Source organism: Flavobacterium tegetincola DSM 22377, assembly GCF_000425485.1.
Taxonomy (GTDB): domain Bacteria; phylum Bacteroidota; class Bacteroidia; order Flavobacteriales; family Flavobacteriaceae; genus Flavobacterium; species Flavobacterium tegetincola.
Genome location: NZ_AUDN01000021.1, coordinates 61620 through 87550, shown reverse-complemented (window position 1 = coordinate 87550; position 25931 = coordinate 61620). Strand labels below are relative to the sequence as shown.

Sequence of the window (25931 nt, the reverse complement as noted above, 5' to 3'; positions counted from 1 at the left end):
GTTTTGGATTTTGGTATAAAAAGTAGGAGCGAATGTTTAGGGCTGTTATTGTGATTCCGATTGAATGTAACCATCTGATTCATTTTTCCGCTTTCGATGCAATCGCGCCTAGAAAAATGGCAAGGAATTACGCTAAAACAAAAAGTGCTCATTAAGCTCTGATAAAATAGGAGTAGAGTGAGATAATCGAGGCTATTTAGCCCATCATAAATCTAAAATCATAAATCTAAAATTTATAAGCTATGAGTCTTTCTGAAAGAATAATGGACGAAATTAAAACTGCAATGCGTGCCAAAGATACCGTTGCATTAGAATCTTTAAGAGCGGTTAAGTCGGCTATATTATTAGCACAAACAGAGACAGGTTCTAAAGAAGCGATTTCGGAAGAAGATGAAATCAAAATTTTACAGCGTTTGGTAAAGCAGCGTCGCGACAGTGCTGCAATATACATTGAGCAAAAACGTCCTGACTTGGCAGAGCCTGAATTGGCACAAGCTGCCGTGATTGAAAAGTTTTTACCCGTGCAATTGAATGAAATGGAAATTGAAGAAATCGTATCGCGTATCATCAAGGAAGAAGATGCTTCAGGAATGGGTTCGATGGGTAAAGTCATGGGATTAGTTGCTGCGGAATTGGCTGGAAAAGCAGATGGTAAAACAATTTCAACAATCGTAAAAAAGCTTTTGTCGTAAGGCAAAATTATTGTAGATTCGCATTTGAAAATAAAATGGCCCCGTAGTTCAACTGAATAGAATATCAGATTTCGGCTCTGACGGTTACTGGTTTGAATCCAGTCGGGGTCACCATTTTTAAGGGACATTTTGTCCCTTTTTTAATGCTTAAAAATTAGACTTGGATAGTACTGAATTCATTGCGGCTTTTCTAGCACTCATTTTTGTAGTGCTGTCCATTCTGTTGGTGGTCAAGTTAATAGCAGAACCGCTGCACGTTTTAATTTTTAAAAAACCACTTTACGTTCATTATTATCTTTTTCCTAAAAAAATTAGTGAAGCTCAAAAGACAATTTTAAGACGCGAATTTTACTTCTATAACCGACTTTCTAAAAAACGGAAACAGTACTTTGAACACAGAATTAGCACTTTTTTAAACCGCTACCAGTTCATCGGAAACGGAATTTCGGTAGATGATGAAGAAGTTAAAACCATCGTTGCCGGAACCTATGTCATGCTTTCTTTCGGCATGCGGCAATATTTGACAAGCACTTTTGATAAAATCATTATCTATCCAAGTATTTATTATTCAACCGTAAATGAACAGTACCACAAAGGCGAGTTCAATCCAAATTTAAAAGCCATCGTTTTTTCGTGGAATGATTTTTTATCGGGACATCAAATTACAAATAATAACATTAACCTCGGTTTGCATGAGTTTACACACGCGTTGCATTTTGGCGCAAAAAAAAAGCACTATTCCAGCGACGTCATTTTTATTGACGAATTCAATGCAATCTTACAATATTTAGAAGATGCCACATTTAGACAAAAAATGCTAAACGACAACTATTTTAGAGATTATGCATTTCAAAATCAGTTTGAATTCCTAGCCGTTTTATTGGAGCACTTCTTTGAAACTCCAGAAGAATTCAATCGCATTTATCCCGAGTTATTCCTGCACGTTAAACGAATGATTAATTTCCAAAGCTAAAAAAAAGCCTCTCCGAAGAAAGGCTTGTCAAATTTTATCGCAACATCTGTTTTAAATCAGCAATCGTCTGTGTAGGATTTTCCGCTTTAAATACAAAACTTCCGGCAACTAAAACGTCAGCACCAGCTTCCTGCAATTGCTTTGCATTTTTATTGGTAACACCACCGTCCACTTCAATCAATGTCGAAGCGCCGTTTCTTTCAATCATTTCCTTAAGTTGGCTGACTTTTTTGTACGTGTTTTCAATAAAAGATTGTCCGCCAAAACCAGGATTTACACTCATGATGCACACCAAGTCAATGTCTTTAATCACGTCTTCCAGTAAACTCACATTTGTATGAGGATTAATCGCCACTCCAGCTTTCATTCCTTCGGCTTTAATTGCTTGAAGTGTTCGGTGTAAATGGGTACAAGCTTCATAATGTACGCTCAAAATATTCGCGCCTAAATCAGCAAAAGTCTTAATGTATCTGTCTGGGTCCACAATCATCAAATGGACGTCAATTGTTTTCTTGGCGTGTCTGTTGATTGCTTCTAAAACCGGCATTCCATAAGAAATATTTGGAACAAAAACGCCGTCCATAATGTCAATATGAAACCAGTCGGCTTCACTATTATTAATCATTTCCAAGTCGCGTTGCAAGTTTCCAAAATCAGCAGCAAGTACCGATGGCGCTATAAGTGTGTTTTTCATTAGGGGTTGTGTTGTAGTTTTGCCAAAGATACAATTTCAATGGCAATATCAATTTCAATGACAACAACAATAAAAATAATTTTCAAGAGCAGTTGGGCGTTCCCCTACGGGTCAGGCTGTACGTTCCTGCTTTTATTGCTTTTCCAAAGCAACAAAGAGCTCCTCTTCCATCCTTAACGCAAAACGTTGTCTTCCGTAGATCCATTATTCTACAAAAGGCGTATCTTTTAAAATATCTTCTCTTTCATCTTTTTCCAACGGTAATTTCTGATAAATTCTGCTTGTTCTTCAGTAACTAAAAGTGCTTTTTTTGAAGATTTCGCTTTCCAAAAACCATTCAGATAATCAAGAAATAAAAGCGGTTTCTTTTTGCGCAAAGCCAATTTAGCCGACGCAATTGAAGTAATCCAAAATCCATAACCCAAAGTGTAAAAAGCTTCACCTTGTTTGTAACGAGCGGTTTTGCTGTAATTCGCTCCAGTAGGTTTCAAGTGCTTGACGTGTAAAGTTTCGTCTGTTTTAATTTTCCAATCGTAGAATTTGCACAATAATTCATCAACAGTATCCCAACCCATTGCAGGTTTTAAACCACCAATTTGCTTAAAAGTTTGTTTTCGATACGCTTTTAAAGCGCCACGAATATGGTCTTTATCCGTTAAGTTTTCTAAAATCCAATTGCCATTTTTCTCAATATAACAAAAACCACCAGCCATTCCAATTCGTTCATCCGATGTAAAATGCGCGATTAAAGTTTCAAAATAATTCAAGGGAAAAATTAAATCCGCATCTGCCTTAACGATAAAATCATAGTTTTCGTCGACAGATTCTAATCCTTTTTGAAACGCCTGAATCACCTTGCTTCCCGGTAAATGAATCGCATCCGATGTTTTATTCACCAATGAAATAAACGGATATTTTTTGGCGAAAGCCGTAACAATTTCTGCAGTTGCATCCGTTGAGCCATCATTTACCACCACCACTTTTGAAGGCAATACGGTTTGTTCCACTAACGACTGAAGCGTTAATGAAATTAGTTGTGCCTCGTTGTAAGCGGGTATGATGATGTAGTAGTTCAAGGAAGTTTAGGGTTTAACTGTCATGGTTGCAAATTGAAACAGAAATTTAATTTCAAAAAATTAACTCATCCAATCTATGTTCTTTTCTCTATATTCTTTTCTCGCTCTGCATAAACCAAATAATATCTTGGAACAAAATACCTCAAAATCGGTCGGAAACCAAGTTTTTTTGTGGGATGCGTAAATTTGATCGAATCGATTATTTTGAAACCGGATTTTTCCAAAAGCCAGTCCAATTGCCAGTCTTCAAATTCGTGGTAATGTCGGTCCCACTGGTCTGTTTTACTTCTGTAAGCCGATTGAAACCACAGTCGCATCGGGATGGAAATAAGAGCTTTGTCGCATTTTACATTTTGCAAAACAGTGTAAGGATTCAGTAAATGCTCAAAAATTTCAAAAGCAGTAAAAACGTCGTAATCTTGAGTTTTTAAAGCCGTTTGATCGTTGTCTAGATCTTCTCCGGTCGTGTTTGAAACTTGGTATCCATGATCCATCATAATCTTGGAGAACGGATTAGTCACGCCCAAATCAAATATTTTTTCAGAAGTCGCAATATGTCTCTTCAGAAAATTTAACGTGAGATTAAAACGTTTATTCGGAAATATTTTTTCGTACATAAAGTAGGTGTCAAGTTCCAAATCATGTTGAAACAGAGGATAAAATTACTATTAAAACAAGAAATTTAAATTTAAAACTTTTTAAATCTGATATACCATTGCGTTAATATTCATTCCTCCACCAACTGAAGCAAAAAGTACAATATCTCCTTTGTTGAGTGATTGATTTTCAATTTCTCCTTTGATTAATAAATCATATAATGTAGGAATAGTGGCTACGCTTGAATTCCCCAATCTATGGATACTCATCGGCATAATTCCTTCTGGAACAGGCTTTTTGTACAGTTTGTAAAAACGTTGAATAATAGCTTCGTCCATTTTTTCATTAGCCTGATGGATCAATATCTTTTTAACTTGACCAATTTCAATTCCACTTTTTTCTAAACAAATGGACATAGCTTTTGGAACTTCTCTTAAGGCAAATTCATAAATTTTACGACCGTGCATTTTGATGTATCGAACGTCAGGATCATGATCCACATTGTATGATTTTCCAAAAAACAAATAATTGGCTTCATCATAAGTATAGGATGCAGATTCATGAGCTAGAATTCCGCCTTTTTCATCAGTATCTTCAATGATTGTGGCACCTGCTCCATCAGAGTAAATCATAGAATCGCGATCGTGCGGGTCTAAAACTCTAGATAAGGCTTCGGCTCCAATTACCAAACATCTTTTTGCCATTCCCGCTTTTATATAAGCATGGGCTTGAATGAAGGATTCGAGCCAGCCTGGACAACCAAATAACATGTCATATGCGACACATTTTGGGTTTTTTATGCGTAAATTATGTTTTACTTTGGAAGCTAAACTTGGTAACATGTCGCCTTGTAAAGCTCCTTTTTTAACATCGCCAAAGTTATGTGCAACGATGATATAATCTAAAGTTTCAGCGTCTAAATTTGCATCAGCAATAGCTCTTTGAGCAGCAATTGTTGCTACGTCGGAAGTATTTAAATCATCAGAAATATACCTGCGTTCTTCAATTCCAGTTATTTCTACAAATTTTTTTGCGATGACGTCATTTGGATGCGGAAAAAGGGTTCCATCGTCATTTAAGAAGACGTGTTGTGCAAAATCTATGTTTGATACAACTTGCGTAGGAATGTAACTTCCTGTACCTGTTATTCTTATGTTCATCTGTCATTTTTTGTAAAGATAAAGGTACTATTTTAAAATGTACTGACAAATAAAAAATACTATGCATGCATATATATTTTCTTTTTTATCACAAAATTTTTTAATTGCGTGGATTTAAGAGCTTTTTTTGGACTCATTATGGATCTTAATTTGCATCACTGTTGCAATACTTAAAGCCTGTGTTTTTATCTTTTCAGCATAAATTCCTTTAAAATTTTCGTCCACTGCAGCGTTAAAATGATTCAACCAAATTTCAAATAATGCGGGTGATAAATATTCTTTTTGATTAATATCAAGATGAATCTTGGTGATATTATTGTGATAACTTCCGCTATTGAAAAGCGATTTTGCCCAGAAAAGCACCAGCACGGGCAGGTGTTCTTGCAGTTTTATTTGTACCACTTTTGTAAAAATGTAGGCAATGGAAGTGTCGTTCAATAACTTTTTATAGAATTCATCAACCAACAAATGGAGGTCTTCATTATTTGCTATATCGTTCATTTTAAATTTTTTACAAAAAAAAAAGAGGCTTTAAATCGAAACTTAAAACCTCTTTCTTTATCATTATTCCTAAATCTAACACTAATTACATATATGCTTCAATTGGAGCACATGAACAGATAAGATTTCGATCGCCATAAGTTTCATCTACACGACGAACGCTTGGCCAGAATTTATTTTCTGCAATATAATCTAATGGAAATGCTGCTGTTTCTCTTGAATAAGGGAAATTCCACGTATCAGCTGTAAGCATTGCCATTGTATGTGGTGCGTTTTTCAACATGTTGTTTTCATCATCTTTTGAAGAAGCTTCAATTTCTCTACGAATTGAAATCATCGCGTCACAAAAACGGTCTAATTCTGCTACATCTTCAGATTCTGTTGGCTCAATCATCAACGTTCCAGCCACTGGGAAAGAAACGGTTGGAGCATGGAAACCGTAATCCATCAATCGTTTTGCGATGTCGGTTACTTTGATTCCTTTTGTTTCAAAACCTCTACAATCCAAAATCATTTCGTGAGCGGCACGTCCTTTTTCTCCTACATATAGAACAGGATAGTGCTCTTCCAAACGCGCTTTCATATAGTTCGCATTCAAAATTGCATATTTCGTAGCATTGGTTACTCCTTCAGAACCTAACATGCAAATGTATCCGTAAGAAATCAAGCAAACCAAAGCCGAACCGTAAGGTGCTCCAGAAATGGCGGTAATGGCTTGATCTCCACCTACTTTTACAAGTGGATTACTCGGTAAGAAAGGAACTAGTTTTTCGTTTACACAAATTGGTCCAACACCTGGTCCACCACCTCCGTGAGGAATTGCGAATGTTTTGTGCAAGTTCAAGTGGCAAACGTCTGCTCCAATAGTCGCTGGATTTGTCAATCCAACTTGCGCATTCATGTTGGCTCCGTCCATATAAACCAAACCACCATTGTCGTGAATGATTTGTGTAATTTCTCTAATCGCACTTTCAAAAACTCCATGTGTTGATGGATATGTGACCATTAAACAAGAAAGTGTGTCTTTATATTGAATTGCTTTTGCACGAACATCTTCTACGTCAATGTTTCCATTTTCCATAGTTTTGGTAACGATAATTTGCATTCCTGCCATCGCTGCCGAAGCCGGATTGGTTCCGTGGGCCGAAGCCGGGATCAAACAAACTGTTCTCTTTTCGTCATTTCTTGATTGGTGGTACGCACGAATAGTCATTAATCCTGCGTATTCTCCTTGAGCGCCCGAATTAGGTTGCAATGTAGTTCCTGCAAAACCAGTAATTACATTCAGTTGGTGCTCTAATTTTTTCAACATTTTGGTATAACCTTGTACTTGGTCTAATGGAGCAAACGGGTGAATTCCGTTCCAATAGGGCATACTCAATGGCAACATTTCTGCTGCTGCGTTCAATTTCATGGTACAAGAACCCAAAGCAATCATGGAGTGTGTCAATGATAAATCTTTGCGCTCTAATTTTTTGATGTAACGCATCAAACTCGTTTCAGAATGGTATTTATTAAATACTTCGTGTGTCAAAAATGACGAAGTACGATTTAAATTTTCTGGATAATTAATGTCTTTAACATTTTCAGTTACTTCAAAAGCTTCTTTTCCTACAGCTTCCGCAAATACAGCAACAATTCCATTTAAATCTGGAAACAATGTGGTTTCGTTCAGTGAGATTGAAATTGTTTCGCTGTCAATGTAAAAAAAGTTAATTTCATTTTTTTCAGCTATTGCTCTCACTTTTTCTGCATCTGCTTTTACAACGATCGTGTCGAAAAAGGCAGTATTGGTTTGATAAACGCCTAATTTATTAAGAGCGTCTGCAAGTGTTGAAGCTTTTGCGTGCACTTTTGTTCCAATGTATTTCAAACCTTTTGGTCCATGATACACGGCAAACATACCAGCCATTACAGACAATAGAACTTGTGCAGTACATATATTTGAGGTTGCTTTTTCTCGCTTAATGTGTTGTTCACGTGTTTGCAAAGCCATTCTTAATGCACGGTTTCCATCTGCATCTTGCGATACTCCAATGATTCTTCCCGGCATAGAACGTTTGTATTCGTCTTTAGTTGCAAAATAAGCAGCATGTGGTCCACCGTAACCCATCGGAATTCCGAAACGTTGCGTAGTTCCAACTACAACGGCAGCTCCCATTTCTCCTGGAGGAACCAATTTCGTTAGTGATAAAATATCAGCAGCAACAGCTACTTTTATTTCATTTTCATTAGCGGTCTTGATAAAATCAGCATAGTCGTATACTTGACCGTATTTCCCAGGATACTGTAAAATAGCGCCGAAAAAATCCGTTGAAAAATCAAATTCTTGGTGATTTCCAACTACCAATTCCACACCAATTGGAGTAGAACGGGTTTGTAAAACGGATAATGTTTGTGGTAAAATTTCTTCAGAAACGAAGAATTTACATACGTTGGCTTTCTTTTGATCTCTAGTTCGAACGTCAAATAACAACGCCATTGCTTCTGCAGCAGCAGTACTTTCGTCTAGCAAAGAGGCATTGGCAATTTCCATTCCTGTCAATTCAATAACCGTAGTTTGGAAATTTAAAATAGCTTCTAAACGACCTTGTGCAATTTCTGCTTGGTAAGGCGTGTAAGCAGTATACCATCCTGGGTTTTCAAAAATATTTCTTTGAATTGCCGGAGGAACAATGGTCGGGTGGTAACCTAAACCGATATATGATTTGAAAACTTTATTGGTGCGACCCAATAACCGAATGTGATTGGCATATTCATATTCAGTCATAATGTGTTCCAATTCCAACGGATTTTTTAGTCGAATGTCAGAGGGAATGGTTTCGAAAATTAATTGATCTAATGTTTCAACTCCTATGGTTTCTAACATTTTAGACAAATCGTTTTCTCTTGGTCCTAAATGTCTTAAAGCAAATGAATCTGTTTTCATAATATGTGTGGTAGTATGTTGTTTTCGTGCGGCAAAAGTACTTATTTATCTTAAAAATTAATTGATTTTTGGCAATGAATTTTTCTATTTTCACAAAGGATTATGCATTGTGTAGTTGGTTTGTTTATTTTTGCTGTAATGCAATTTCTAAAACAACTTTTTGACTTTTATATTCAGGCTAGTATTCACGTATCGGTTTCGGTTTTGTGTTTAGTTTTGATGACCAATCATATGTTTAGTCAACCTTTTGATGTTCCTATGGCTGGTTTTGCATTTTTCGGAACTTTATTCGGCTATAATTTCATAAAGTACGAAGCTTTTTTTCGAGAGAAGTTGCCGTATCGAAAAACGTTAACGCCTACGTTGATTTTAAGTTTGACGGCTGTATTGGCTTCTATTTATTTTTTCTTTCAATTAGAAATTAAAACACAAGTTGCAGCAATTGTCTTTTTTGGACTTACTTTTTTATACACAGTTCCAGTGTTTTCTACAACGAAAAACATGCGAAATTGGTCTGGGATTAAGATTTATATCGTGGCTTTTTGTTGGGCAGGAGTCACTACTTTGTTGCCAATGATGAATTTTGGAATCGAACTGTATCATGATATTTTTATCAAATTCTGCCAACGCTTCCTATTTGTAATTGTACTGATTTTAATTTTCGAAATTATCGATTTAAAAGACGATGACCCAAATTTATTTACCGTTCCGCAGAAGATTGGAATTAAAAAAACCAAGTATTTGGGTTATCTACTATTAATTCCTTTCTACTTTTTAGAATTTCTTAAAACTGCTGTAAACGATATTCAACTGATTGTAAATGTCATTCTAGTATTGGTTACAGCTGGTTTTTTATTTTTTGCCAATGAAAATCGAAGTCGGTATTACACGACATTTTGGGCGGAGAGTATTCCGATATTTTGGTTGGTGTTGCTTATTGGTTTTCAACTTTTATTTTGATTCTGTACATCTCGTAGTTCAAGATGAATTGTTGGTTTTTAAAATAAATTTCTACCAGCCGCCGCCGCCGCCGCCGCCTCCGCCACCTCCGGATGAACCTCCTCCTGAACTTCCCGAACTCCAACTTCCACCTCCAGAACTTGAAGAGGATTGGGATGGTCTAGTACTTGACTCATTAGCAGTATTTGTAAATGAACCAGCAAAATTGTGCATTGAATGTGAATCAAATGGACGCGTTCCAACATACCAAGTTGAATTATATTCAATGGAAGAATTGTTCAACATTGTGGCAAATTTTTCTCCCCAAATTTTATCTACACCTAAAGCCATCGCATACGGAAGAATCATTTCAAAATAAATAGGTGTCATTTCTGGTGGATTTAAAAATGTTAAGCGGTTGGTCTCCGCCGCCGATAGGTACATTTTAAAACCTTCAATTAATGATTTTACACGTAATTTTTCAACACTTGGCATTTTAATAAGTTGCTGAAAGTAAACCAAAGCAAGTAGAGAAACGACGATGTAAATCGTGGTAGCAATTGCTGTCAAGGAGTACCGCGTATTTAGATAAACAGCTCCTGAAATAGTAATAACACCTATTGTAGTTAATACAAATCGGAAAACGCTTCCATAAGAAATTTTAGATTTAAATACACTTAAAATGACCTTTATAAAACCTGAAATAAGGAAAGTTCCCACAATTGCAAATATTGAAATGGATGCAATAGGTACTACATCTTGTGTAAAGTAGAAAGCACCGATAAATATTGAAACAATAAAAATTGTAAAAGAGGGTAGTAGCTTGATGTAGTTATTTTGGTCTTTAATCAAAGTACCGTATTGCTGCTCTAATTTTTCTCTATGCGATGAATATGCCTTTGCAATTTTAGAATTATAATCTCCTTTAAAGCTAACTTTTCCTTTTGAATTAAAGATAGTATTGATGATGGATTGTTCTTCAGGAGCAATTTCCTGGTCTGAAACCTTTAAACGATTTAGTTCATAACTTGTCTTATCAAATAGGCCAAACATTTTTTCTGACATATCAGTAATTTGAATGTAGCCTTTGGTTGCCAAATTCACAATGGAGTACGTTACTGAAGATTCGTCGTAACTTTCATTCATGATCATATTTACCGCAGCCGGTGATAAGGATTCTGGCGGATAAAATTGAGGAACGATGGTTGGCTTTTGAGGGTCTCTTCCAAATTTAACCCAATTTAATACCAGTAAATAAACGAGTACACTAAAAGCACATCCAAATAAAATAACGCTGCCGTAAATTTCTAAAAAAGTAGGAGGAGGTGGAGGAAGTACTATTCCTTTTGGAAATCCAACTGCTACAGTTAGCCCTTCATAATTTTGAAGATTGTTTGCTACAAAATAAGTATGATTCCCAATAATTTTTGAACTGCAATTTGTTTCTGTCGAACCTGAAAAACCTGTATAACACGCCGATTGTATTGCAGTTGTTTTATTTGGTAAAACAATGTTTACAGAAGCTTTTTCAATAGGGAAATTCCATTCGGTTCCAGTTGCATTCCAATATAATTCGTCATAGGTATCAAAAAAACCAATCTGACCTTTTATAGAATATTTTATTTCGTAATCGTGAATTCCTACAGGGATGAAAACATTTTTATCACCTATTTTCAAAGTGAAGTCGTCGGAAGCATCTTCAATATAATTTGATGTTTGACCATTGTGTTTCACCGATTCTAAATCGATGTTGTAGCGAAAAGTTTTTCCCGTTCTGTCACTCCTTGTTTGCGGAATAGTTCTAACAATTCCACGCTCAAATTGACTTCCATTAGCATAAACTTTAATATTCTCGGTAACACTTATTGTTCTGTCCTTGTTGATGATTAAGTCTACATGAAAATTCAATATTCTTTCTTCTTGCCCAAAAATGGAATGAGTAAGAAATAAAAAAAGAAAAATTAGAATGGAGTTGAAGTTGATTTTCATTAAAAAGCAACTTTAGGATTTTCACGTGCTTGAATTTCAATTTCGAGAAATTCTTTTTTCTCAAACTTAAACATATTTGCAATAATTACGCTAGGAAATGTAGTAACTGCAATGTTTAAATCTCTAACCGTAGCATTGTAATACCGGCGTGCACTTTCTATTTCTGTTTCAATTTTAGTTAATTCTGAACTTAATTGCTTGAAATTTTCACTCGCTTTTAGTTCGGGATATTGTTCCACAACAATATTTAAACCTTTTAAGGCTACATTTAATTGTTGTTCAGAAACTTCTTTTTCATGAACGGATGAAGCGTTTACTGCATTATTTCTAGCTTTTACTACATTTTCAAAGGTTGCGCTTTCATGTTTTGCATACCCTTTCACTGTTTCTAGAAGGTTCGGAATTAAGTCATATCTCTTTTTTAAAAATACATCTATGGCGCTCCAGCCTTCTTCAGCAAGCACTGTTAGTTTAATCAACTTATTGTAGGTAATTATAAAATACAGTAGCACTAAAACGACGAATCCTAAAATTAAAGCAATCAACATAATTTCTGATTTAAAGTCAAATATACTTAAAAAGGACTTGTAATTTTACAAACTTTAAAATTTAAAACAAATTCAAAAATGTTCAGCGGTTTTCTTAATAAATTCATTTCTTTCCTTGATGAAAGTGGTAAGATGATTTTTTAAAATAAGTGTATCAAATACGCTTCCAAATATTCCAAAAGGAGTTTCGTATTCAATTTGATCTTCCATTATTGTTTTTCCCTCTTTTTCATAAAAGACATGCTGGTGTTTAAAACTTTTAAATTTTCCTTCCACCATTTCGTCAATAAATGAATGCGGAAATTCCATCTGCGAAATAAGACTTTTATGCGTAAGGTAAATCCCAAAATGCTTTCCACGCCACGTTACGGTTTCTCCTTTATGGATTAATCCTGAAGTTACACCTGCAATTACTGTTTCCTTTGATTTTGAAGTCGATAGTTTGTGAATGTCGATGTTTCTATTCAAGTCGAAAACTGTTTGAATTGAAGCATTTATTTCTGTTTGTAATTTAATTGTGGTCATTTCACAAGGTTTTTTAAGGCTTCTTCTAGCGTTTTAAATCGGAATTCAAAAGCGTTTTTAATTAATCGTTCGGGAATTACATTTCTACTTTTTAAAACCAATTCAGGTTCGGTTCCTATGATTTTTGCACCAAGTTTTAATAGTAATTTTGGCGTAGGAATTCCGATGGAAACATGTAATTCCGTTCTTAAATTGGACATGAAATCTTTATTTGTAATCGGTTGAGGTGAAACGATATTTACTTTCCCAGTCATTTCTTTTTCTATTACAAATTCAATTGCTCTAGCAAAATCATGTTCATGAATCCAACTTATAAATTGATTTCCATTTCCTTGTTTGCCTCCTAAACCAAATTTAGTCAATGTTTTCAGCGGAATAAAAGCACCACCATTTTTACCCAGAACGATTGAAGTTCTTAAAGCTGTTTTTAAAGTTTTCGGCGTTTCAGTTTCAAAAAAAAATTTTTCCCACGCTTTCGCAACATTCATTGAGAAGTCATCGCCAATTTCTCCATTTTCCTCCGTCATTTGTTTGTCTTCCGAATGACGATAAATAGTAGAAGTGGAAGAGTTTAACCAATGTCTCGGTGGATTTTGACATCGCAATACAGCTTCGTTCAAAATTTTGGTGCTATTAATTCTTGAGGTTAGAATTTCATTTTTGTTGGATTTCGTATACCTGCAATCTACAGATTTTCCGGCAAGATTTATCAAGATATCAGCATTTTCTAATTCATTTTCCCAGCCAGAAATAGTTTTTGCATCCCAATTGACATACTTAATAGTATTTGAAACACGAGATTTCCCTCTTGTCAAAACAACTAGTTCATCATATTTATTTTGAAAATGATTCACGAGAACTTGGCCTAAAAATCCCGTTCCGGCGGCAATTACTAATTTTTTCATGATTTATAAATTTAGAAGGATAATCAAAGCAATGATTCGGTATAAAATCCAAGTGAATGTGAGGTTTTTTGGCAGGTGTAGCAATTTAATTCTACGAAAATGTTCATATATCATAAGGTTTACGGTTAACCCAAACCAACCTAAAATAAAGTATTCATTTAGATGTACAAATTGACTTAAAAGCAATACAGGAGTTAGAATTAAACTTCCAATTACGGAAACGGTAACCAAATTTCCAATGTATACTAACTGACTTTGTTTACTTAATTTTTGTATAAAGAGATATTGAAATGCAATTTGTCCCAAAGCTAAAAGTAATTCCCTGACGAAAGTAGCTTTTGGTAAAAACACAATCATCTTTGAGTATTGAAATAAGACAATTGCTGTAAACAAAGTCGCAAAAACAATGTAAGATAATCTGTATTTTATATTGAAAGTTGGAATGCATTCCAAGCCTTTTTCTGCTTTAAGGTCGCTTGGTACGATAACTTTTCTGTTGTACGAAATAAATTTATATAATTTTTTCAACAGAAAATTTACGGGCTTTAAATTCCCGATGCTTTCCATCCAAGGATACGAATTTCCAATTACTTTTAGAAGACTCTCTATTCCGTAAAATACTTTTTTGTTTTCGTTATCGACTAAAGCGATTTCATTTTTAGCTCTTTCCACATCAATAAAAAGGTGTTCTGAACTTGTTATCGTTGTGAAAGATTTTCTTCCGTTCGAGTCTAACATTTTCGTTTTTATAAATCCAGAAGTGTAAATGTTGCACATCGGACAATCTTCATCGTATAGCAATGTATGGTTTTCTAGCGTTTTCATGAGAATACTCGTTTACTTTCAATACTAATTTTAGAACCTTTTGCAACAAAACAAGAATCTGCTTTTAAGTCTTGCAGAAAGGCAAATTCCTTTCCATAAGTCAATTCAAAATCGACAGTTAGTGCATAATCAATTACCTTATATTGTTGCCATCTTGGATGTTTCACTTCGTATTCCACTGTTTTTTGTCGGGGTGGAATGGTGTAACCATAATAATGTTCTGAAATGAATTCGGCTTCGGAGTTTTCTTCAATTGGCATTAATTTTTTCTCTGTTTCTACGGAAATTGAATTTCTATAGTTTTCTTTAAGCCATTCGTATTTAAAAAATCGTGAAGTTTTAGTAACAGTTCGCTCGTGACGCATCGGCAAAGTTTGGTATTGTTCATTATACAAAGTGTTTGCTACGAAAGTAATGGCGTGTTTTGGAACGATTTCTTTTATAAAAACAACGCCACGCCTCCAGTTTCCATCTTCAAATCGCTTGACGTAAAACCGCAAGTTGACTTCTTCAAAGTTGACGTGATACGGGATTTTTATTCCCAAAACCTTTACGTTTTCAAACATAAAACCAATCAAACTGATGTAACATTTGCCGTTGAATAAATCGATTTCGGTGCCTTTTGGAACGTATTTTTCTAATAATTTTGGATCAATTTGATAATTAATAAAGAGTAAATCGTTCCATTCGGCTTTCATGAAACTACATTGTTTAGAAAATTGAAATAATATAATAGTGAAATAAACAGCCAGAGAAATAGGCGTTGCGAATAATAGAAATAAAAGTATTTTGTTTAGAATTGCAACTTTCTCGGCAGCATCCCACCAAAGAACGGAACTGTATAGGATAAAGAAATAGCTGATAACAGCGTAAAAATAAAACTGAATTTTTTTATTTTCCTTATATCCAATAAGCCAGATTAACCCGACAATTAATTGAAAAATAGGCAGCAAAAATGCACCTAGACCAAATGCGGCTGGAAAATAAGAGTCGTCAACGAAGCCTAATAAAAGGTTTCCAAAGACAATAAGGATAAGGGATACGTTTAAAAAATTTAAAATTTTCATAATTTATACATTTTAAACTTTCAGAAAAAAATGAAAGTTTTAATTAAAAAAAAGTCGATTAACGCATGATTTTCATCACCAATCGACCAATCCAGTTGTCTTTAATTTCAGTTACTTTATCAATCATATTGTCGGCTTTCAAAACAAAATCATATAAGTTTTTAGTCTGTTCTACAAAATGTTTGGTTTCCAAAGAGGTTGCTGGATTTATAGAAGAAACGTCTTTTAAAACTTTCAAAGCAGGCTTGATTTCGCGTTTACTTCGTTCTTTGGCAATTTTCACAGCCAATTCGTCCAAATCTTTTTCCGCGGTAAAAAACTCTTTTCGCTCACCCGATTTGTATTCTTTGTACACAATTCCCCAATCCATCAAAGCTCGTAAATTCATACTTGCATTTCCACGAGAAATCCGCAATTCGTCCATTACATCTTCCATAGAAAGTGGTTCGGAAGAAACCATCAACAACGCATGAATTTGCGCCATTGTTTTATTGATTCCCCATTGCGAACCTAAGGCGCCCCAGGTTTGAATGAATTTATTTTTAGCTTCTGCGAATTCCATGATACAAATGTAAATAAAAGTTTTTAAAGTTTCAGTAAAAAATGAAAGTTTAATTTATTAAATTATTTCCATGTAATATTGGTGAATATGTTCACCGAAAACAATATAATATTGGTGAATACATTCACCAAAAATAGTATAATATTGGTGAATAGAAATTATTTGCATATCATTGTATAAATTTTAAGCTATGATTTCTAGAGATTTAACAGCGAGAGTAAAAGGAAAACTAAATAAAGGCAAAGCAATTGTGCTTATCGGCCCTAGACAAATAGGGAAAACAACTTTGGTAAATACATTATTAGAGGGAATTCCATTTCTTTTTTTAGATGGAGACGATGTCGTAGTGGTCGATACATTGGCAAATGCAAATACCGAAACATTAAAGAGTATTATTGGAAGCTATAAATATGTATTTATTGATGAAGTGCAACGTATTCCAAACATTGGCTTAAAATTAAAAATTATTGTAGACCAAATTAAAGATGTACAAGTCATTGTGAGTGGCTCTTCGGCTTTTGATATTAATCATCTGACTCAAGAACCATTGACGGGGCGTAAATTTGAATACCATTTATATCCAATTTCTTGGAACGAATTTGAAAACAATGTGGGTTATATCAAAGCCCAACAACAATTAGAATTGCGTTTATTATATGGAATGTATCCGGATGTCATTAATAATTTCGGAAATGAATATGAAGTTTTAAAAAATCTGGTTTCCAGTTATTTGTATAAAGACGTATTGAGTTTAGCGGGTATTCGAAAATCAGAAGTTCTAGAAAAAATTTTACAGGCATTGGCTTTGCAAGTCGGAAGTGAAGTAAGTTACAATGAAATTGCGCAATTGGTTGGTGTTGATAAAAACACTGTTAGTAATTATATTGATTTGCTAGAAAAAGTTTTCGTGATTTTTAGATTGAACAGTTTTAGTAAAAACCTTCGTAATGAAATTAAAGCCAATCGAAAAATTTATTTTTACGATAATGGTGTTCGAAATATGCTGATTGGGAATTTTAATGTATTGGAATTCCGGCAGGATAAAGGTGCTTTGTGGGAAAATTTTCTAGTTTCAGAACGAATGAAGCTACTTTCATATTCCGATAGTTTGGCAAAACCTTATTTTTGGAGAACAACTACGCAACAGGAAATTGATTATATCGAAACCAATGCTGATGTGGTAAGTGCTTTTGAATTTAAATGGTCGCCCACGAAGAAAGTAAAATTAGTAAAATCTTTTGAAACTGCTTACAATCCGAGTTTCATGGTAGTGAATAAGGATAATTTTAGGCAGTTTTTGAAGTAAAAACCATTAAGATATTAAGAGGATAAAGCGCTTACACTTAATCCTCTTAATATCTTAATGGTTAAAAATTTTTAGAATTAAAGCAATCCAGCTCGTTTTAACAAGGCTTCCGGTTTTGGTTCTTCACCTCTAAATTTTTTATACAAAGTCATTGGATGTTCTGTTCCACCTTTTGAAAGTACATTTTCTTTGAATTTTGTAGCCACTTCTTTGTCAAAAATTCCTTTTTCTTGAAAATAAGCAAACGCATCAGCATCTAAAACTTCTGCCCATTTGTAGCTGTAGTATCCCGAAGAATAACCACCTTGAAAAATATGCGAAAACGAAGTACTCATACAATTTTCGGGAACATCCGGATATAATTTGGTGTTGTCAAATGCTTTTTCTTCGAATGCTTTAACATCCTCAATGATTTGTGGTTTTCCGTGATACGTCATGTCTAATAAACCAAAACTTATTTGTCGCATGGTTGCCATTCCTTCTTGAAAACTCGCACTTTCTTTGATTTTTTCGACAAATTCTTGCGGAATAATTTCTCCGGTTTCGTAATGTTTGGCAAACAAAGCCAACGCTTCTGGTTCGTAACACCAATTTTCCATTACTTGACTTGGCAATTCTACAAAATCCCAATAAACCGAAGTTCCAGACAAACTTGGATAAACGGTGTTGGCCAACATGCCGTGCAAACCGTGTCCGAATTCATGAAACAAAGTCGTAACTTCGTTAAAGGTTAGGAGGGAAGGTTTCGTAGAAGTTGGAGGTGTAAAATTACAAACATTGGAAATATGTGGTCGGTCATTTTTTCCATTTCTAATGGACTGCGATTTGTAAGAAGTCATCCAAGCACCGTTTCTTTTTCCTTTTCTTGGGAAAAAATCGGCATAAAAAACAGCTACTAATTCGTTGTTTTCATCCGTTACTTCGTAAGTTGTAACATCTTTGTGGTACTTTTCAATATCGAAAACTTCTGTAAAAGTTAATCCGTATAGTTTTTTAGCAATGGTAAAAGCACCGTTTAAAACGTTTTCTAATTTGAAATACGGTTTTAACTTCTCATCATCTAAATTGAATAATTTCTGTTTCAATTTTTCTGAATAATAACTTCCGTCCCATTTTTCTAAATGTTCAATTCCATCTAGTTCTTTTGCAAAAGCGTTTAATTCTGCAAATTCTTTTTCGGCAGCTGGTTTTGCTTTTTCCAATAAATCATTCAAAAATGAAATTACTTTGTCTGGGTTTTGAGCCATTCGTTCTTCTAAAACAAAATGAGCATGTGAAGGATAACCCAACAAATTCGCACGTTCGTGACGCAAACGAACGATGTTTTTTACATTATTTTGATTGTCGAATTCATTGTTTTGAAACGCTTTTTTTCCTGCAGCAATAGCCAATTCTTTTCGTAATTCGCGATTATCCGCATAAGTCAAAAACGGAATATAACTTGGGTAGTCTAATGTGAAAACATAACCTTCTAATTCTCTACTTTCAGCTTCTGATTTTGCGGCTTCAATTACACCTTCCGGCAAACCTTTTAAATCGGCTTCATTGGTAACTTGTAAATGATAGTTGTTCGTTTCTGCTAAAACATTTTCTCCATAAGTTAGTTTTAGTTTGGCTAATTGCGTGTCAATGTCGCGAAGTTTTGTTTTTTGTTCTTCATTTAATAAAGCACCATTTCTAACAAAACCTTTGTATTTTTTGTCAAGTAAAGTTTTTTGTTCTGTAGATAAATGCAGACTATCTTTTTCATCGTGAATCGCTTTGATTCTTTTGAATAAATCTTCGTTTAGCGTAATGTCATTGCTGAATTCCGTTAACAAGGGAGAAACTTCTTGAGCAATTTTTTGCATTTCATCCGATGTTTCAGCCGAATTTAAATTAAAAAAAACAGATGATAATCGATCTAAAGCATTTCCTGCAAAGTCCAATGCTTCCAATGTATTTTCAAAAGTTGGAGTTTCTGGATTATTGATTATCGCGTCAATTTCCGCTTTTGCATTTTTTATATTTTCTTCAAAAGCAGGTTTGTAATCCTCCATTTTAATTTGCGAAAATGGAGCTGTTTCGAATTTTGTGGTGAATTGTTTTGTGAGTAGTGTCATGTTTGTAGTAAGATTTGACCGCAAAGTTCGCAAAGATTTACGCAAAGTTCGCAAAGTTTTTAAATTGTTGATTACTAATCGAGTTGAGACTGACCACAAGTGATAGTTTAGCCCAGATAGCAATGAAAATCCTTTTATTCTTTTCTTTAAAAAATAAAAGATTGAAGTGGATAGCTGGAAATAGCTTCTAACAAAAGTATTTTGAATAGCGAATTTTAGTTTCCTCTGCCACTAAATCATGAGAAATGCCTTCGTTGTTTTCCAAAGAATAAATTGCCTCATCAGTTGCATTTTTCTGATTTTGTGTTAAACTGTCGTTGGATTGAATCAAGGATATAATTTCTTCGATTAAAGAAGGATTTTCCAAATTGAGAATAATTTTTGCTAATTCAATTTTTGAAGTTTGAATATCCATAACTGTATTTTTATCAAAGTTACAAATTTATACACAAACTCTGACAGAGTTTTAAACTCTGACAGAGTTGCTAAATGTCTTATTTGCTTAAATTTTCCGAAGCTTTCAACACCGCTTGTTTCAAGCCTTCTTTATAAGCAATCATTTTTTCTAAAATGGCTGGATTGGCACTTCCGATAATTTGAGCAGCAAGAATTCCGGCATTTTTCGCACCATTTAAAGCAACAGTTGCTACGGGAACGCCACCTGGCATTTGTAAAATAGACAAAACCGAATCCCAACCGTCAATAGAATTACTTGATTTTACGGGAACGCCAATAATAGGTAAAGGCGACATGGAAGCTACCATTCCTGGTAAATGTGCCGCTCCACCAGCTCCAGCAATAATTACCGAAATTCCTCTTTTGTGGGCATTTTGACTGAAATCAAATAATTTATCGGGTGTTCTATGAGCTGAAACGATATCAACTTCTGTTTCGATTCCAAACTCTTTTAATATATCGATGGCATCTTGCATCACCGGCATGTCGGAAATGGACCCCATTACTATGGCTACTTTCATAATTTTTAGTTTAAATGTTTAAGGTTTAAAAGTTTAAAGGTTTAAAATGTGCTGAATTGACCAAAATTAATAATCAGAATAATAATTTATTCCTAATCATTTTCAAATTATCTAATTAAACTTATTACCCGAATCGTTTTCTTTACTTCTCCGGCGACTTCTCTAGCTTCTTCCATATCTGCATTTACAATCGTAACATGCCCCATTTTTCTAAAAGGCCTGGTTTCACGTTTGCCATAAATATGAGGAGTTACGCCGTCGATAGCTAATATTTTTTCAATATTTTCATAAATTACATCGCCAGAAAAACCTTCTTCGCCTACTAAATTAACCATAATTCCGTTAATTTTACTTTCAGTACTTCCTAAAGGTAAATCTAAAATGGCACGTAAATGATTTTCAAATTGCGAAGTATAACTCGCTTCAATAGAATAATGTCCCGAATTATGTGGTCTTGGAGCGACTTCATTAATCAAAATTTCATCGTTTTCGGTTTGGAATAATTCCACAGCTAAAAGTCCGACGTGACCAAAAGCTTCTGAAACTTTCAAAGCCAAATTTCTAGCTTTTAATGCAACGGCATCGTCAATTCGTGCAGGACAAATTACATATTCTACTTGATTGGCTTCTGGATGAAATTCCATTTCCACCACGGGATAGGTTTTGATTTCGCCTTTCGGATTCCGAACCACGATAACGGCCAATTCATTTTTGAACGGAACTAATTCTTCAGCTATACATTCTACATCGGGAAGATTTTCCAAATCAGAGGCATGACGAACGATTTTCACACCATTTCCGTCGTAACCAAATTCGGTGCTTTTCCAAACAAATGGAATTTTTAATTTTCCATCTAAAAAAGCAACCATCAATTCTTTTAAAGTGCTGAATGTTGAAAAGTCAGAAGTAGGTAAATTATTTTCTTTGTAAAATGCTTTTTGACGTCCTTTATTTTGAATTCCTCGAAGTGTTTTTGGCGAAGGATATACTTTTAAACCTTCCATTTCAAGTTGTTCTAAAGCTTCCAAATTGACCAATTCGATTTCAAAAGTCAACACATCCACTTTCTTTCCAAAATTATAAACAGTGTCATAATCCATCAAACTACCTTGGAAAAACTGGTTGCATGCCATTCTACTTGGTGCTTCAGGACTTGGGTCTAAAACATACGTTTGAATGTCAAATTTTCGAGTTTCGGACAAAAGCATTTTTCCTAATTGGCCTCCGCCTAAAATTCCGAGTTTAAAATCGGATGAAAAGTAGTTCATGGTGTTGCGTTGTTGTTTACGCAAAGATACTTATACCATTAGTAATTGACAATTGATACGCTATAAATTCTCATTGATTGAACTTCTTGATTGCAGCACGACTTGCAATTTGGTAAGAAGGCAATTGTGAGGCATATTCTTTTTCAATTAAATCACGCAAAGTGTCTTGTAACCATGGAAATTGGCCCGAAAAATGCATCATAATTTTTAAAGCATTTACTTTACAAGCTACTTTTTCATTGCCAATAAACCATTCCAAAGACATTTCAATAAGTGCTTCTTTTTGAAAATTATTTAGCTTTATCTCTGGTGTCAAAACCACAAAATACAGAATTCTCGATATTCCTCTCACGGCTGCACATTTTTTATAGTGTGAGGCTTGCTCAATTAATTGAGGAATATAACTTTCAATAAAAATCGGATTGTCTTCGGTTATGAGTTCTACAATTCGCAAAGCTTTCGGATGGTTATTATAATTCAAATCCGTTGCCATGTTAATTAATTCATCCAGCAAATCCGTATTTCGTAAGACCACATCTTTAATTTTTGTCAAATCAATTTTGGTTGAATTGCATTTTTCTAGTGTTGCTTGTAGCGATAAATCCATAAGGTAAATATAGTTAAAAGAAGCGCATTTTGCCTTTTGAATTAGTTGAATTGAAACCTTGGAAATACAGAATGAGAATGAACTAATTAGTATCTTTGCCACAATTGAAGACCTTATAAAATGATTTATACAAAAAATGACGACAGCCCTTTTCAAGTTCATATTTCCTTTCATAAAGTGGTGGAGCGCTTGGAGGAAATTGCGTCATTTGATATTGATTATCGAGCCAATTATGCCAAAGGTTTACTTAATGAAGTAAAAAAAACGCCTGAATTAATTAGCGGAATTTCCGATTTTTCCAAATTAGAAGAGCATAAAGTCTTGATTCGGCATTTGCTAGCAGACTTGTTTCCAACTGCTTTAAGTGGAAATGAAATTAAAGCAGCTGCGATTCCTTTTCATAATATTTTGTTTAATTATTCCAACCGTTTCCAGGCGATTCTTGAAAATGCAGGTGCAAATTTTGACATGAATATTCGTGAATTTGACGACCAGCAAATTTATGTCATGAGTTGTTGCTTGATTTTACTCAAATATTACAACTATAAAATAGATGTGGTAAAGTCACTTTTTTATGATATTCCAGACAAAAATGGTGTTATATGTCATTACCGAGTTTTGTACAATGTTGATTTTGTAGAGGTTATTCCCACTGAAAAAGCGATTCAACTTTCAATAGAAGAAATTGAAGATTTGATGGACAATTTTGACAATTTTGATTTATGGTGTGAAAAATTTCCGCCAAAAAGTTGGATTCTCAAAGGCTTCGGAATTATGAATTTATATGACGCAACGATTGAAAGCGCCATTTCAAATTTAAAAACCAACCTTCTGGGAAAGAAAGAAAATCAAGATTATATTTCTAAAAATATCCAAACTATTTTCAGGTCGATTTTTAAAGTCGCAGATTTAGAAACCGGTTACACAGCCGTAAATGCAGAAGAAAATCGGTTTGTTAAAGCGCCATTTGACGATAGTTTAAAAAGTTTTATTCTACAAGAAACAGAAACGCGTCATCCGAGTGATTTAATCTGTGATAATTTATTTGATTGTGTCATCAAAAAACACCACTATTTTAGTATTTCCAATTTGGATAAATTTTTGAAAGAAAACCCAAACAATAATTTATTAAAGCATTTTGCGAGTTTAGGAATCAAAAGTTTTCTACTCGTTCCATTGATGTCGAATACTAAATTATTAGGAGTGATGGAATTAGTTTCCTACCAAAAACATCAATTGAACAGCATGAATGCACACAAAATGGATGTTGTAATGCCGTATTTACAAGAAACCATGGAGCGTTTTTATAATGATATTGAGTTGGAAATTGAGGCAGTTATTCAAAAAGAATATACCGCCATTCATCCCAGTGTGTATTGGAAATTTAAAGAGGAAGTGGCCTCACATATTACCGATAAAAATAAACGTGATTTACCTTACAAGGAAATTGTTTTTGAAGATGTTTGGCCTTTGTACGGTCAAATTGATGTTAAAGATTCATCTAAATACAGAAATCAAGCTATTTTAGATGATTTGGAAACACAAATCGACTTGCTTATTGCTCTATTTGAGAAAATTTCTCTGACTAATTCGACAGGAATTATAGCAGCAAATGTATTTGAATTGCAAAATTTTAAAAACAACTTAAACAATACTTTGCAGGCTGATTCAGAAGTGTTGATTCATACCTTTATCCTAAATGAGTGCCATCCTTTATTGGAACAGCTCCGAAATTCTGCTTCAGAAGTTGCGCAATGGGTTTCCAATTATTATGAAAAATTGAATCCGCAAACCAAGTTGGTTTATAATTGTAGAAAAGATTATGACTATACACTTTCGTTAATTAATAAAAAATTAGCGGCTATAATGGATACAGAACAAGAGAAAGTGCAAGCCTTATTTCCCCATTATTATGAACGTTTTAAGACAGATGGCGTAGAACATAATCTATACATTGGTGCGTCTATAAATCCTAAAATCCCATACAAATCTATTTATTTACAGCAGTTGAGGTTGTGGCAGCTTTATGTAATGTGTGAGATGGAACATGAATATTTTTACCTTCGAAAAGAGCTTCCCTACAGTTTAGATGTTACTTCACTCATTTTAGTTTTTAACGCACCTATTTCGATACGTTTCAGAATGGACGAAAAACATTTTGATGTTGATGGCACTTATAATGCAAGATATGAAGTAGTTAAAAAAAGAATCGACAAAGCAAATATCAAAGGAACAACGGAACGAATTACTAAATGTGGACATCTTGTTATTGTGTATTCTCAAAAAGAAGAAGCTTTTGAATATAAGAACTACATCCATTTTCTGCAAAACCAAGGGTTTTTAAATCAAGATATTGAAGAATTTGATGTGGAAGACCTTCAAGGTGTTACAGGTTTGAAAGCAATTCGAGTTGCCGTCAATTATCAAAAAAACAGAAATGATTTATCCTACAATCAACTGTTGGAATCGTATGTGTAATTAGAAAATGTAGACTACAAACTCTTGAAAGCATACACAAAAGCAGCAACTGAAATTAGAATTCCAATCATGAAAACGGTATAAGTAATTCGAAGTAATTTATATTTTCGGTTTAAGACCAATCCCAAGAAATACAAATCTTTAATCATTGTGTCGTAAAGATATTCACCATCTTTCATCATTTCTTTCATTGCCCAAGTGTATTCTTCTAGAGGCATTTTGTAGAAATTTCCAAAAAACAAGAGGTTAACTTCTTTGTTTTCAATTTGTTTTCGGGTAAAAGAACCTCCACTAATTTTGGGTCTTGTGGATAAAATCGCAAAAATAATAGACAATACACTGAAGAAAAGCATTATAAAAGTGGGAACTATCAAATGCGAGTTACTCGGGCTGTCTAATTTTGGAATCAAAGTCGATAAGGCAATGGAAATGATAATCGCATTTACGGAAAGTAAAATATTGGCTTTACTATCGGCAATTTGACTCAATTGCGTGTGATTGTTAAGCGTTACCCGAAACATTGTTTCAATACCACGTTCTGGAGAATCAATTTTTGCTAATTTCTTCTTTGTCAGTAAATCCTTTGGCTTTTTCTTCGCTTTGGCTTTTTTGGCTAATGTTTCAATTTTGTCTTTAAGTATTTTAGCATTTGCATCCTTGATAGGTTGCCAGTTGGCTTTCGCATAAGCGGTATAAAACACATGGACATTGTTAAAAACTTTCTGATTTTCAGTGGACCATTCTAAATCACTGAACTTCATTTTTCTCGTCAAGCTAAATTCATAACGCAATAAGTTGCAGAATTGAAAGTAATTGGGGTTGCCAAAATGCGACCAATCTGCATCGCGAATTATTTTTTCTAATTGAGTTACAGGAATTTCGTCAATTTTTGTCTTTTGAATAAGTTGACTTATTATGCTAATTTTGGACGAGTCGTAATTATGTTCTTCGAGAAAATCGCGTGCAATTTTAATACTCACTTCTTCATGATTTTCAAAACCTTTGATGTATCCGGTGTCATGAAACCATGCAGCAAGAAGCAATACTTCCGCATCATCATCACTTATTCCTTCAGCTTTAAGAAGTAAGCGTGTATTTTGCACCACACCTAAAGTATGATTAAAGTTATGGTAGATATAATCCAAAGATAAATTATCTTTGAATAATTGATTTACAAATTTTTCTGCATTTTCAACAATAGTCATAAAGAA

At 34.2% G+C, this 25931-nt stretch carries 24 protein-coding genes and 1 tRNA gene; 6 read left to right on the top strand and 19 right to left on the bottom strand.

Annotated features, from left to right (window positions below; all coding sequences use genetic code 11):
- The first annotated feature begins 242 nt into the window (after nucleotides 1-242).
- The 3 genes from H602_RS0105100 to H602_RS0105090 all read left to right on the top strand — a co-directional run bounded on the left by H602_RS0105100 (nucleotide 243) and on the right by H602_RS0105090 (nucleotide 1665).
- A complete protein-coding gene (locus H602_RS0105100) occupies nucleotides 243-692 on the top strand; it encodes a GatB/YqeY domain-containing protein (RefSeq protein WP_026977048.1) in 450 nt (149 codons plus the stop codon).
- Between the two features lie 37 nt (nucleotides 693-729).
- Nucleotides 730-806 (top strand) — tRNA-Arg (locus tag H602_RS0105095).
- A gap of 46 nt (nucleotides 807-852) precedes the next feature.
- A complete protein-coding gene (locus tag H602_RS0105090) occupies nucleotides 853-1665 on the top strand; it encodes a zinc-dependent peptidase (protein ID WP_026977047.1) in 813 nt (270 codons plus the stop codon).
- Between the two features lie 34 nt (nucleotides 1666-1699).
- Here the strand turns inward: H602_RS0105090 and rpe are convergent, their stop codons facing one another.
- The 6 genes from rpe to gcvP all read right to left on the bottom strand — a co-directional run bounded on the left by rpe (nucleotide 1700) and on the right by gcvP (nucleotide 8622).
- A complete protein-coding gene (gene rpe / locus H602_RS0105085) occupies nucleotides 1700-2359 on the bottom strand; it encodes a ribulose-phosphate 3-epimerase (RefSeq protein ID WP_026977046.1) in 660 nt (219 codons plus the stop codon).
- A gap of 227 nt (nucleotides 2360-2586) precedes the next feature.
- On the bottom strand, nucleotides 2587-3435 hold the full coding sequence (locus H602_RS0105080; RefSeq protein WP_026977045.1) for a glycosyltransferase family 2 protein: 849 nt from the start codon (nucleotides 3433-3435) through the stop codon (nucleotides 2587-2589).
- A gap of 74 nt (nucleotides 3436-3509) precedes the next feature.
- A complete protein-coding gene (locus tag H602_RS0105075; RefSeq protein WP_035758955.1) occupies nucleotides 3510-4052 on the bottom strand; it encodes a class I SAM-dependent methyltransferase in 543 nt (180 codons plus the stop codon).
- A gap of 81 nt (nucleotides 4053-4133) precedes the next feature.
- The gene (locus H602_RS0105070) at nucleotides 4134-5192 is read right to left on the bottom strand and encodes a 3-oxoacyl-ACP synthase III family protein (RefSeq protein ID WP_026977043.1); all 1059 of its coding nucleotides are present in this window, start codon (nucleotides 5190-5192) and stop codon (nucleotides 4134-4136) included.
- A 114-nt stretch (nucleotides 5193-5306) separates the two neighbouring features.
- Complete coding sequence (locus H602_RS0105065) at nucleotides 5307-5693, bottom strand: group III truncated hemoglobin (protein WP_026977042.1); 387 nt, start codon at nucleotides 5691-5693, stop codon at nucleotides 5307-5309.
- A gap of 85 nt (nucleotides 5694-5778) precedes the next feature.
- Entirely contained in the window at nucleotides 5779-8622 is a 2844-nt protein-coding gene (gcvP, locus tag H602_RS0105060; RefSeq protein ID WP_026977041.1) for an aminomethyl-transferring glycine dehydrogenase, read from the bottom strand.
- 102 nt (nucleotides 8623-8724) lie between these two features.
- Between gcvP and H602_RS0105055 the strand changes: the two genes are divergently transcribed.
- Nucleotides 8725-9582, top strand: a complete 858-nt coding sequence (locus tag H602_RS0105055) for a UbiA prenyltransferase family protein (RefSeq protein WP_245574914.1) — start codon at nucleotides 8725-8727, stop codon at nucleotides 9580-9582.
- Nucleotides 9583-9633: 51 nt separating this feature from the next.
- On the opposite strand, the gene H602_RS18210 is transcribed toward H602_RS0105055, so the two are convergent.
- The 7 genes from H602_RS18210 to H602_RS0105020 all read right to left on the bottom strand — a co-directional run bounded on the left by H602_RS18210 (nucleotide 9634) and on the right by H602_RS0105020 (nucleotide 15982).
- Complete coding sequence (locus H602_RS18210) at nucleotides 9634-11550, bottom strand: DUF2207 domain-containing protein (protein WP_051224204.1); 1917 nt, start codon at nucleotides 11548-11550, stop codon at nucleotides 9634-9636.
- Nucleotides 11550-12098 carry a LemA family protein gene (locus H602_RS0105045; protein ID WP_245574913.1) on the bottom strand — a complete coding sequence of 183 codons (549 nt, stop codon included), beginning with the start codon at nucleotides 12096-12098 and terminating at the stop codon, nucleotides 11550-11552. The genes H602_RS18210 and H602_RS0105045 overlap by 1 nt, the downstream gene beginning before the upstream one ends.
- Before the next feature lie 72 nt (nucleotides 12099-12170).
- Complete coding sequence (locus H602_RS0105040; protein WP_026977038.1) at nucleotides 12171-12623, bottom strand: SRPBCC family protein; 453 nt, start codon at nucleotides 12621-12623, stop codon at nucleotides 12171-12173.
- Entirely contained in the window at nucleotides 12620-13528 is a 909-nt protein-coding gene (locus H602_RS0105035; RefSeq protein WP_026977037.1) for a TIGR01777 family oxidoreductase, read from the bottom strand. The genes H602_RS0105040 and H602_RS0105035 overlap by 4 nt, the downstream gene beginning before the upstream one ends.
- A 3-nt stretch (nucleotides 13529-13531) precedes the next feature.
- Nucleotides 13532-14353, bottom strand: a complete 822-nt coding sequence (locus H602_RS0105030) for a DCC1-like thiol-disulfide oxidoreductase family protein (protein WP_026977036.1) — start codon at nucleotides 14351-14353, stop codon at nucleotides 13532-13534.
- A complete protein-coding gene (locus H602_RS0105025) occupies nucleotides 14350-15420 on the bottom strand; it encodes a YqjF family protein (protein ID WP_342663477.1) in 1071 nt (356 codons plus the stop codon). Before H602_RS0105025 ends, H602_RS0105030 begins: the two co-directional genes overlap by 4 nt.
- A gap of 58 nt (nucleotides 15421-15478) precedes the next feature.
- The gene (locus H602_RS0105020; RefSeq protein ID WP_026977034.1) at nucleotides 15479-15982 is read right to left on the bottom strand and encodes a GbsR/MarR family transcriptional regulator; all 504 of its coding nucleotides are present in this window, start codon (nucleotides 15980-15982) and stop codon (nucleotides 15479-15481) included.
- 190 nt (nucleotides 15983-16172) lie between these two features.
- Here H602_RS0105020 and H602_RS0105015 point away from each other — a divergent pair, with 190 nt between their 5' ends.
- Nucleotides 16173-17288, top strand: coding sequence for an ATP-binding protein (locus tag H602_RS0105015; protein ID WP_026977033.1), 1116 nt, complete (start codon nucleotides 16173-16175; stop codon nucleotides 17286-17288).
- 77 nt (nucleotides 17289-17365) lie between these two features.
- On the opposite strand, the gene H602_RS0105010 is transcribed toward H602_RS0105015, so the two are convergent.
- From H602_RS0105010 to H602_RS0104985, 5 genes are all read right to left on the bottom strand, one after another.
- Entirely contained in the window at nucleotides 17366-19390 is a 2025-nt protein-coding gene (locus H602_RS0105010; protein WP_026977032.1) for a M3 family metallopeptidase, read from the bottom strand.
- Between the two features lie 187 nt (nucleotides 19391-19577).
- Entirely contained in the window at nucleotides 19578-19805 is a 228-nt protein-coding gene (locus H602_RS0105000) for a hypothetical protein (RefSeq protein WP_026977031.1), read from the bottom strand.
- Between the two features lie 79 nt (nucleotides 19806-19884).
- On the bottom strand, nucleotides 19885-20367 hold the full coding sequence (gene purE / locus H602_RS0104995; protein WP_157504914.1) for a 5-(carboxyamino)imidazole ribonucleotide mutase: 483 nt from the start codon (nucleotides 20365-20367) through the stop codon (nucleotides 19885-19887).
- Between the two features lie 107 nt (nucleotides 20368-20474).
- Nucleotides 20475-21635: a 5-(carboxyamino)imidazole ribonucleotide synthase gene (locus tag H602_RS0104990; RefSeq protein ID WP_026977029.1), complete on the bottom strand. Its 1161-nt coding sequence runs from the start codon at nucleotides 21633-21635 to the stop codon at nucleotides 20475-20477.
- A 70-nt stretch (nucleotides 21636-21705) separates the two neighbouring features.
- Nucleotides 21706-22242: a hypothetical protein gene (locus tag H602_RS0104985; protein WP_026977028.1), complete on the bottom strand. Its 537-nt coding sequence runs from the start codon at nucleotides 22240-22242 to the stop codon at nucleotides 21706-21708.
- 120 nt (nucleotides 22243-22362) lie between these two features.
- On the opposite strand from H602_RS0104985, the gene H602_RS0104980 reads away from it, so the two are divergent.
- Nucleotides 22363-24720 carry a GAF domain-containing protein gene (locus H602_RS0104980; RefSeq protein ID WP_026977027.1) on the top strand — a complete coding sequence of 786 codons (2358 nt, stop codon included), beginning with the start codon at nucleotides 22363-22365 and terminating at the stop codon, nucleotides 24718-24720.
- Between the two features lie 14 nt (nucleotides 24721-24734).
- Here H602_RS0104980 and H602_RS0104975 read toward each other — a convergent pair whose 3' ends face one another.
- Nucleotides 24735-25925 carry a Pycsar system effector family protein gene (locus tag H602_RS0104975; protein WP_026977026.1) on the bottom strand — a complete coding sequence of 397 codons (1191 nt, stop codon included), beginning with the start codon at nucleotides 25923-25925 and terminating at the stop codon, nucleotides 24735-24737.
- Nucleotides 25926-25931 lie beyond the last annotated feature (6 nt).

Excerpts from the sequence above, each read along its gene's own strand:
- H602_RS0105100 (WP_026977048.1), top strand. The coding sequence starts at position 243 with ATGAGTCTTTCTGAAAGAATAATGGACGAAATTAAAACTGCAATGCGT.
- rpe (WP_026977046.1), bottom strand. The coding sequence starts at position 2,359 with ATGAAAAACACACTTATAGCGCCATCGGTACTTGCTGCTGATTTTGGA.
- H602_RS0105075 (WP_035758955.1), bottom strand. The coding sequence starts at position 4,052 with ATGTACGAAAAAATATTTCCGAATAAACGTTTTAATCTCACGTTAAAT.
- H602_RS0105070 (WP_026977043.1), bottom strand. The coding sequence starts at position 5,192 with ATGAACATAAGAATAACAGGTACAGGAAGTTACATTCCTACGCAAGTT.
- H602_RS0105065 (WP_026977042.1), bottom strand. The coding sequence starts at position 5,693 with ATGAACGATATAGCAAATAATGAAGACCTCCATTTGTTGGTTGATGAA.
- gcvP (WP_026977041.1), bottom strand. The coding sequence starts at position 8,622 with ATGAAAACAGATTCATTTGCTTTAAGACATTTAGGACCAAGAGAAAAC.
- H602_RS0105055 (WP_245574914.1), top strand. The coding sequence starts at position 8,725 with ATGCATTGTGTAGTTGGTTTGTTTATTTTTGCTGTAATGCAATTTCTA.
- H602_RS18210 (WP_051224204.1), bottom strand. The coding sequence starts at position 11,550 with ATGAAAATCAACTTCAACTCCATTCTAATTTTTCTTTTTTTATTTCTT.
- H602_RS0105045 (WP_245574913.1), bottom strand. The coding sequence starts at position 12,098 with ATGTTGATTGCTTTAATTTTAGGATTCGTCGTTTTAGTGCTACTGTAT.
- H602_RS0105040 (WP_026977038.1), bottom strand. The coding sequence starts at position 12,623 with ATGACCACAATTAAATTACAAACAGAAATAAATGCTTCAATTCAAACA.
- H602_RS0105035 (WP_026977037.1), bottom strand. The coding sequence starts at position 13,528 with ATGAAAAAATTAGTAATTGCCGCCGGAACGGGATTTTTAGGCCAAGTT.
- H602_RS0105030 (WP_026977036.1), bottom strand. The coding sequence starts at position 14,353 with ATGAAAACGCTAGAAAACCATACATTGCTATACGATGAAGATTGTCCG.
- H602_RS0105025 (WP_342663477.1), bottom strand. The coding sequence starts at position 15,420 with ATGAAAATTTTAAATTTTTTAAACGTATCCCTTATCCTTATTGTCTTT.
- H602_RS0105020 (WP_026977034.1), bottom strand. The coding sequence starts at position 15,982 with ATGGAATTCGCAGAAGCTAAAAATAAATTCATTCAAACCTGGGGCGCC.
- H602_RS0105015 (WP_026977033.1), top strand. The coding sequence starts at position 16,173 with ATGATTTCTAGAGATTTAACAGCGAGAGTAAAAGGAAAACTAAATAAA.
- H602_RS0105010 (WP_026977032.1), bottom strand. The coding sequence starts at position 19,390 with ATGACACTACTCACAAAACAATTCACCACAAAATTCGAAACAGCTCCA.
- H602_RS0105000 (WP_026977031.1), bottom strand. The coding sequence starts at position 19,805 with ATGGATATTCAAACTTCAAAAATTGAATTAGCAAAAATTATTCTCAAT.
- purE (WP_157504914.1), bottom strand. The coding sequence starts at position 20,367 with ATGAAAGTAGCCATAGTAATGGGGTCCATTTCCGACATGCCGGTGATG.
- H602_RS0104990 (WP_026977029.1), bottom strand. The coding sequence starts at position 21,635 with ATGAACTACTTTTCATCCGATTTTAAACTCGGAATTTTAGGCGGAGGC.
- H602_RS0104985 (WP_026977028.1), bottom strand. The coding sequence starts at position 22,242 with ATGGATTTATCGCTACAAGCAACACTAGAAAAATGCAATTCAACCAAA.
- H602_RS0104980 (WP_026977027.1), top strand. The coding sequence starts at position 22,363 with ATGATTTATACAAAAAATGACGACAGCCCTTTTCAAGTTCATATTTCC.
- H602_RS0104975 (WP_026977026.1), bottom strand. The coding sequence starts at position 25,925 with ATGACTATTGTTGAAAATGCAGAAAAATTTGTAAATCAATTATTCAAA.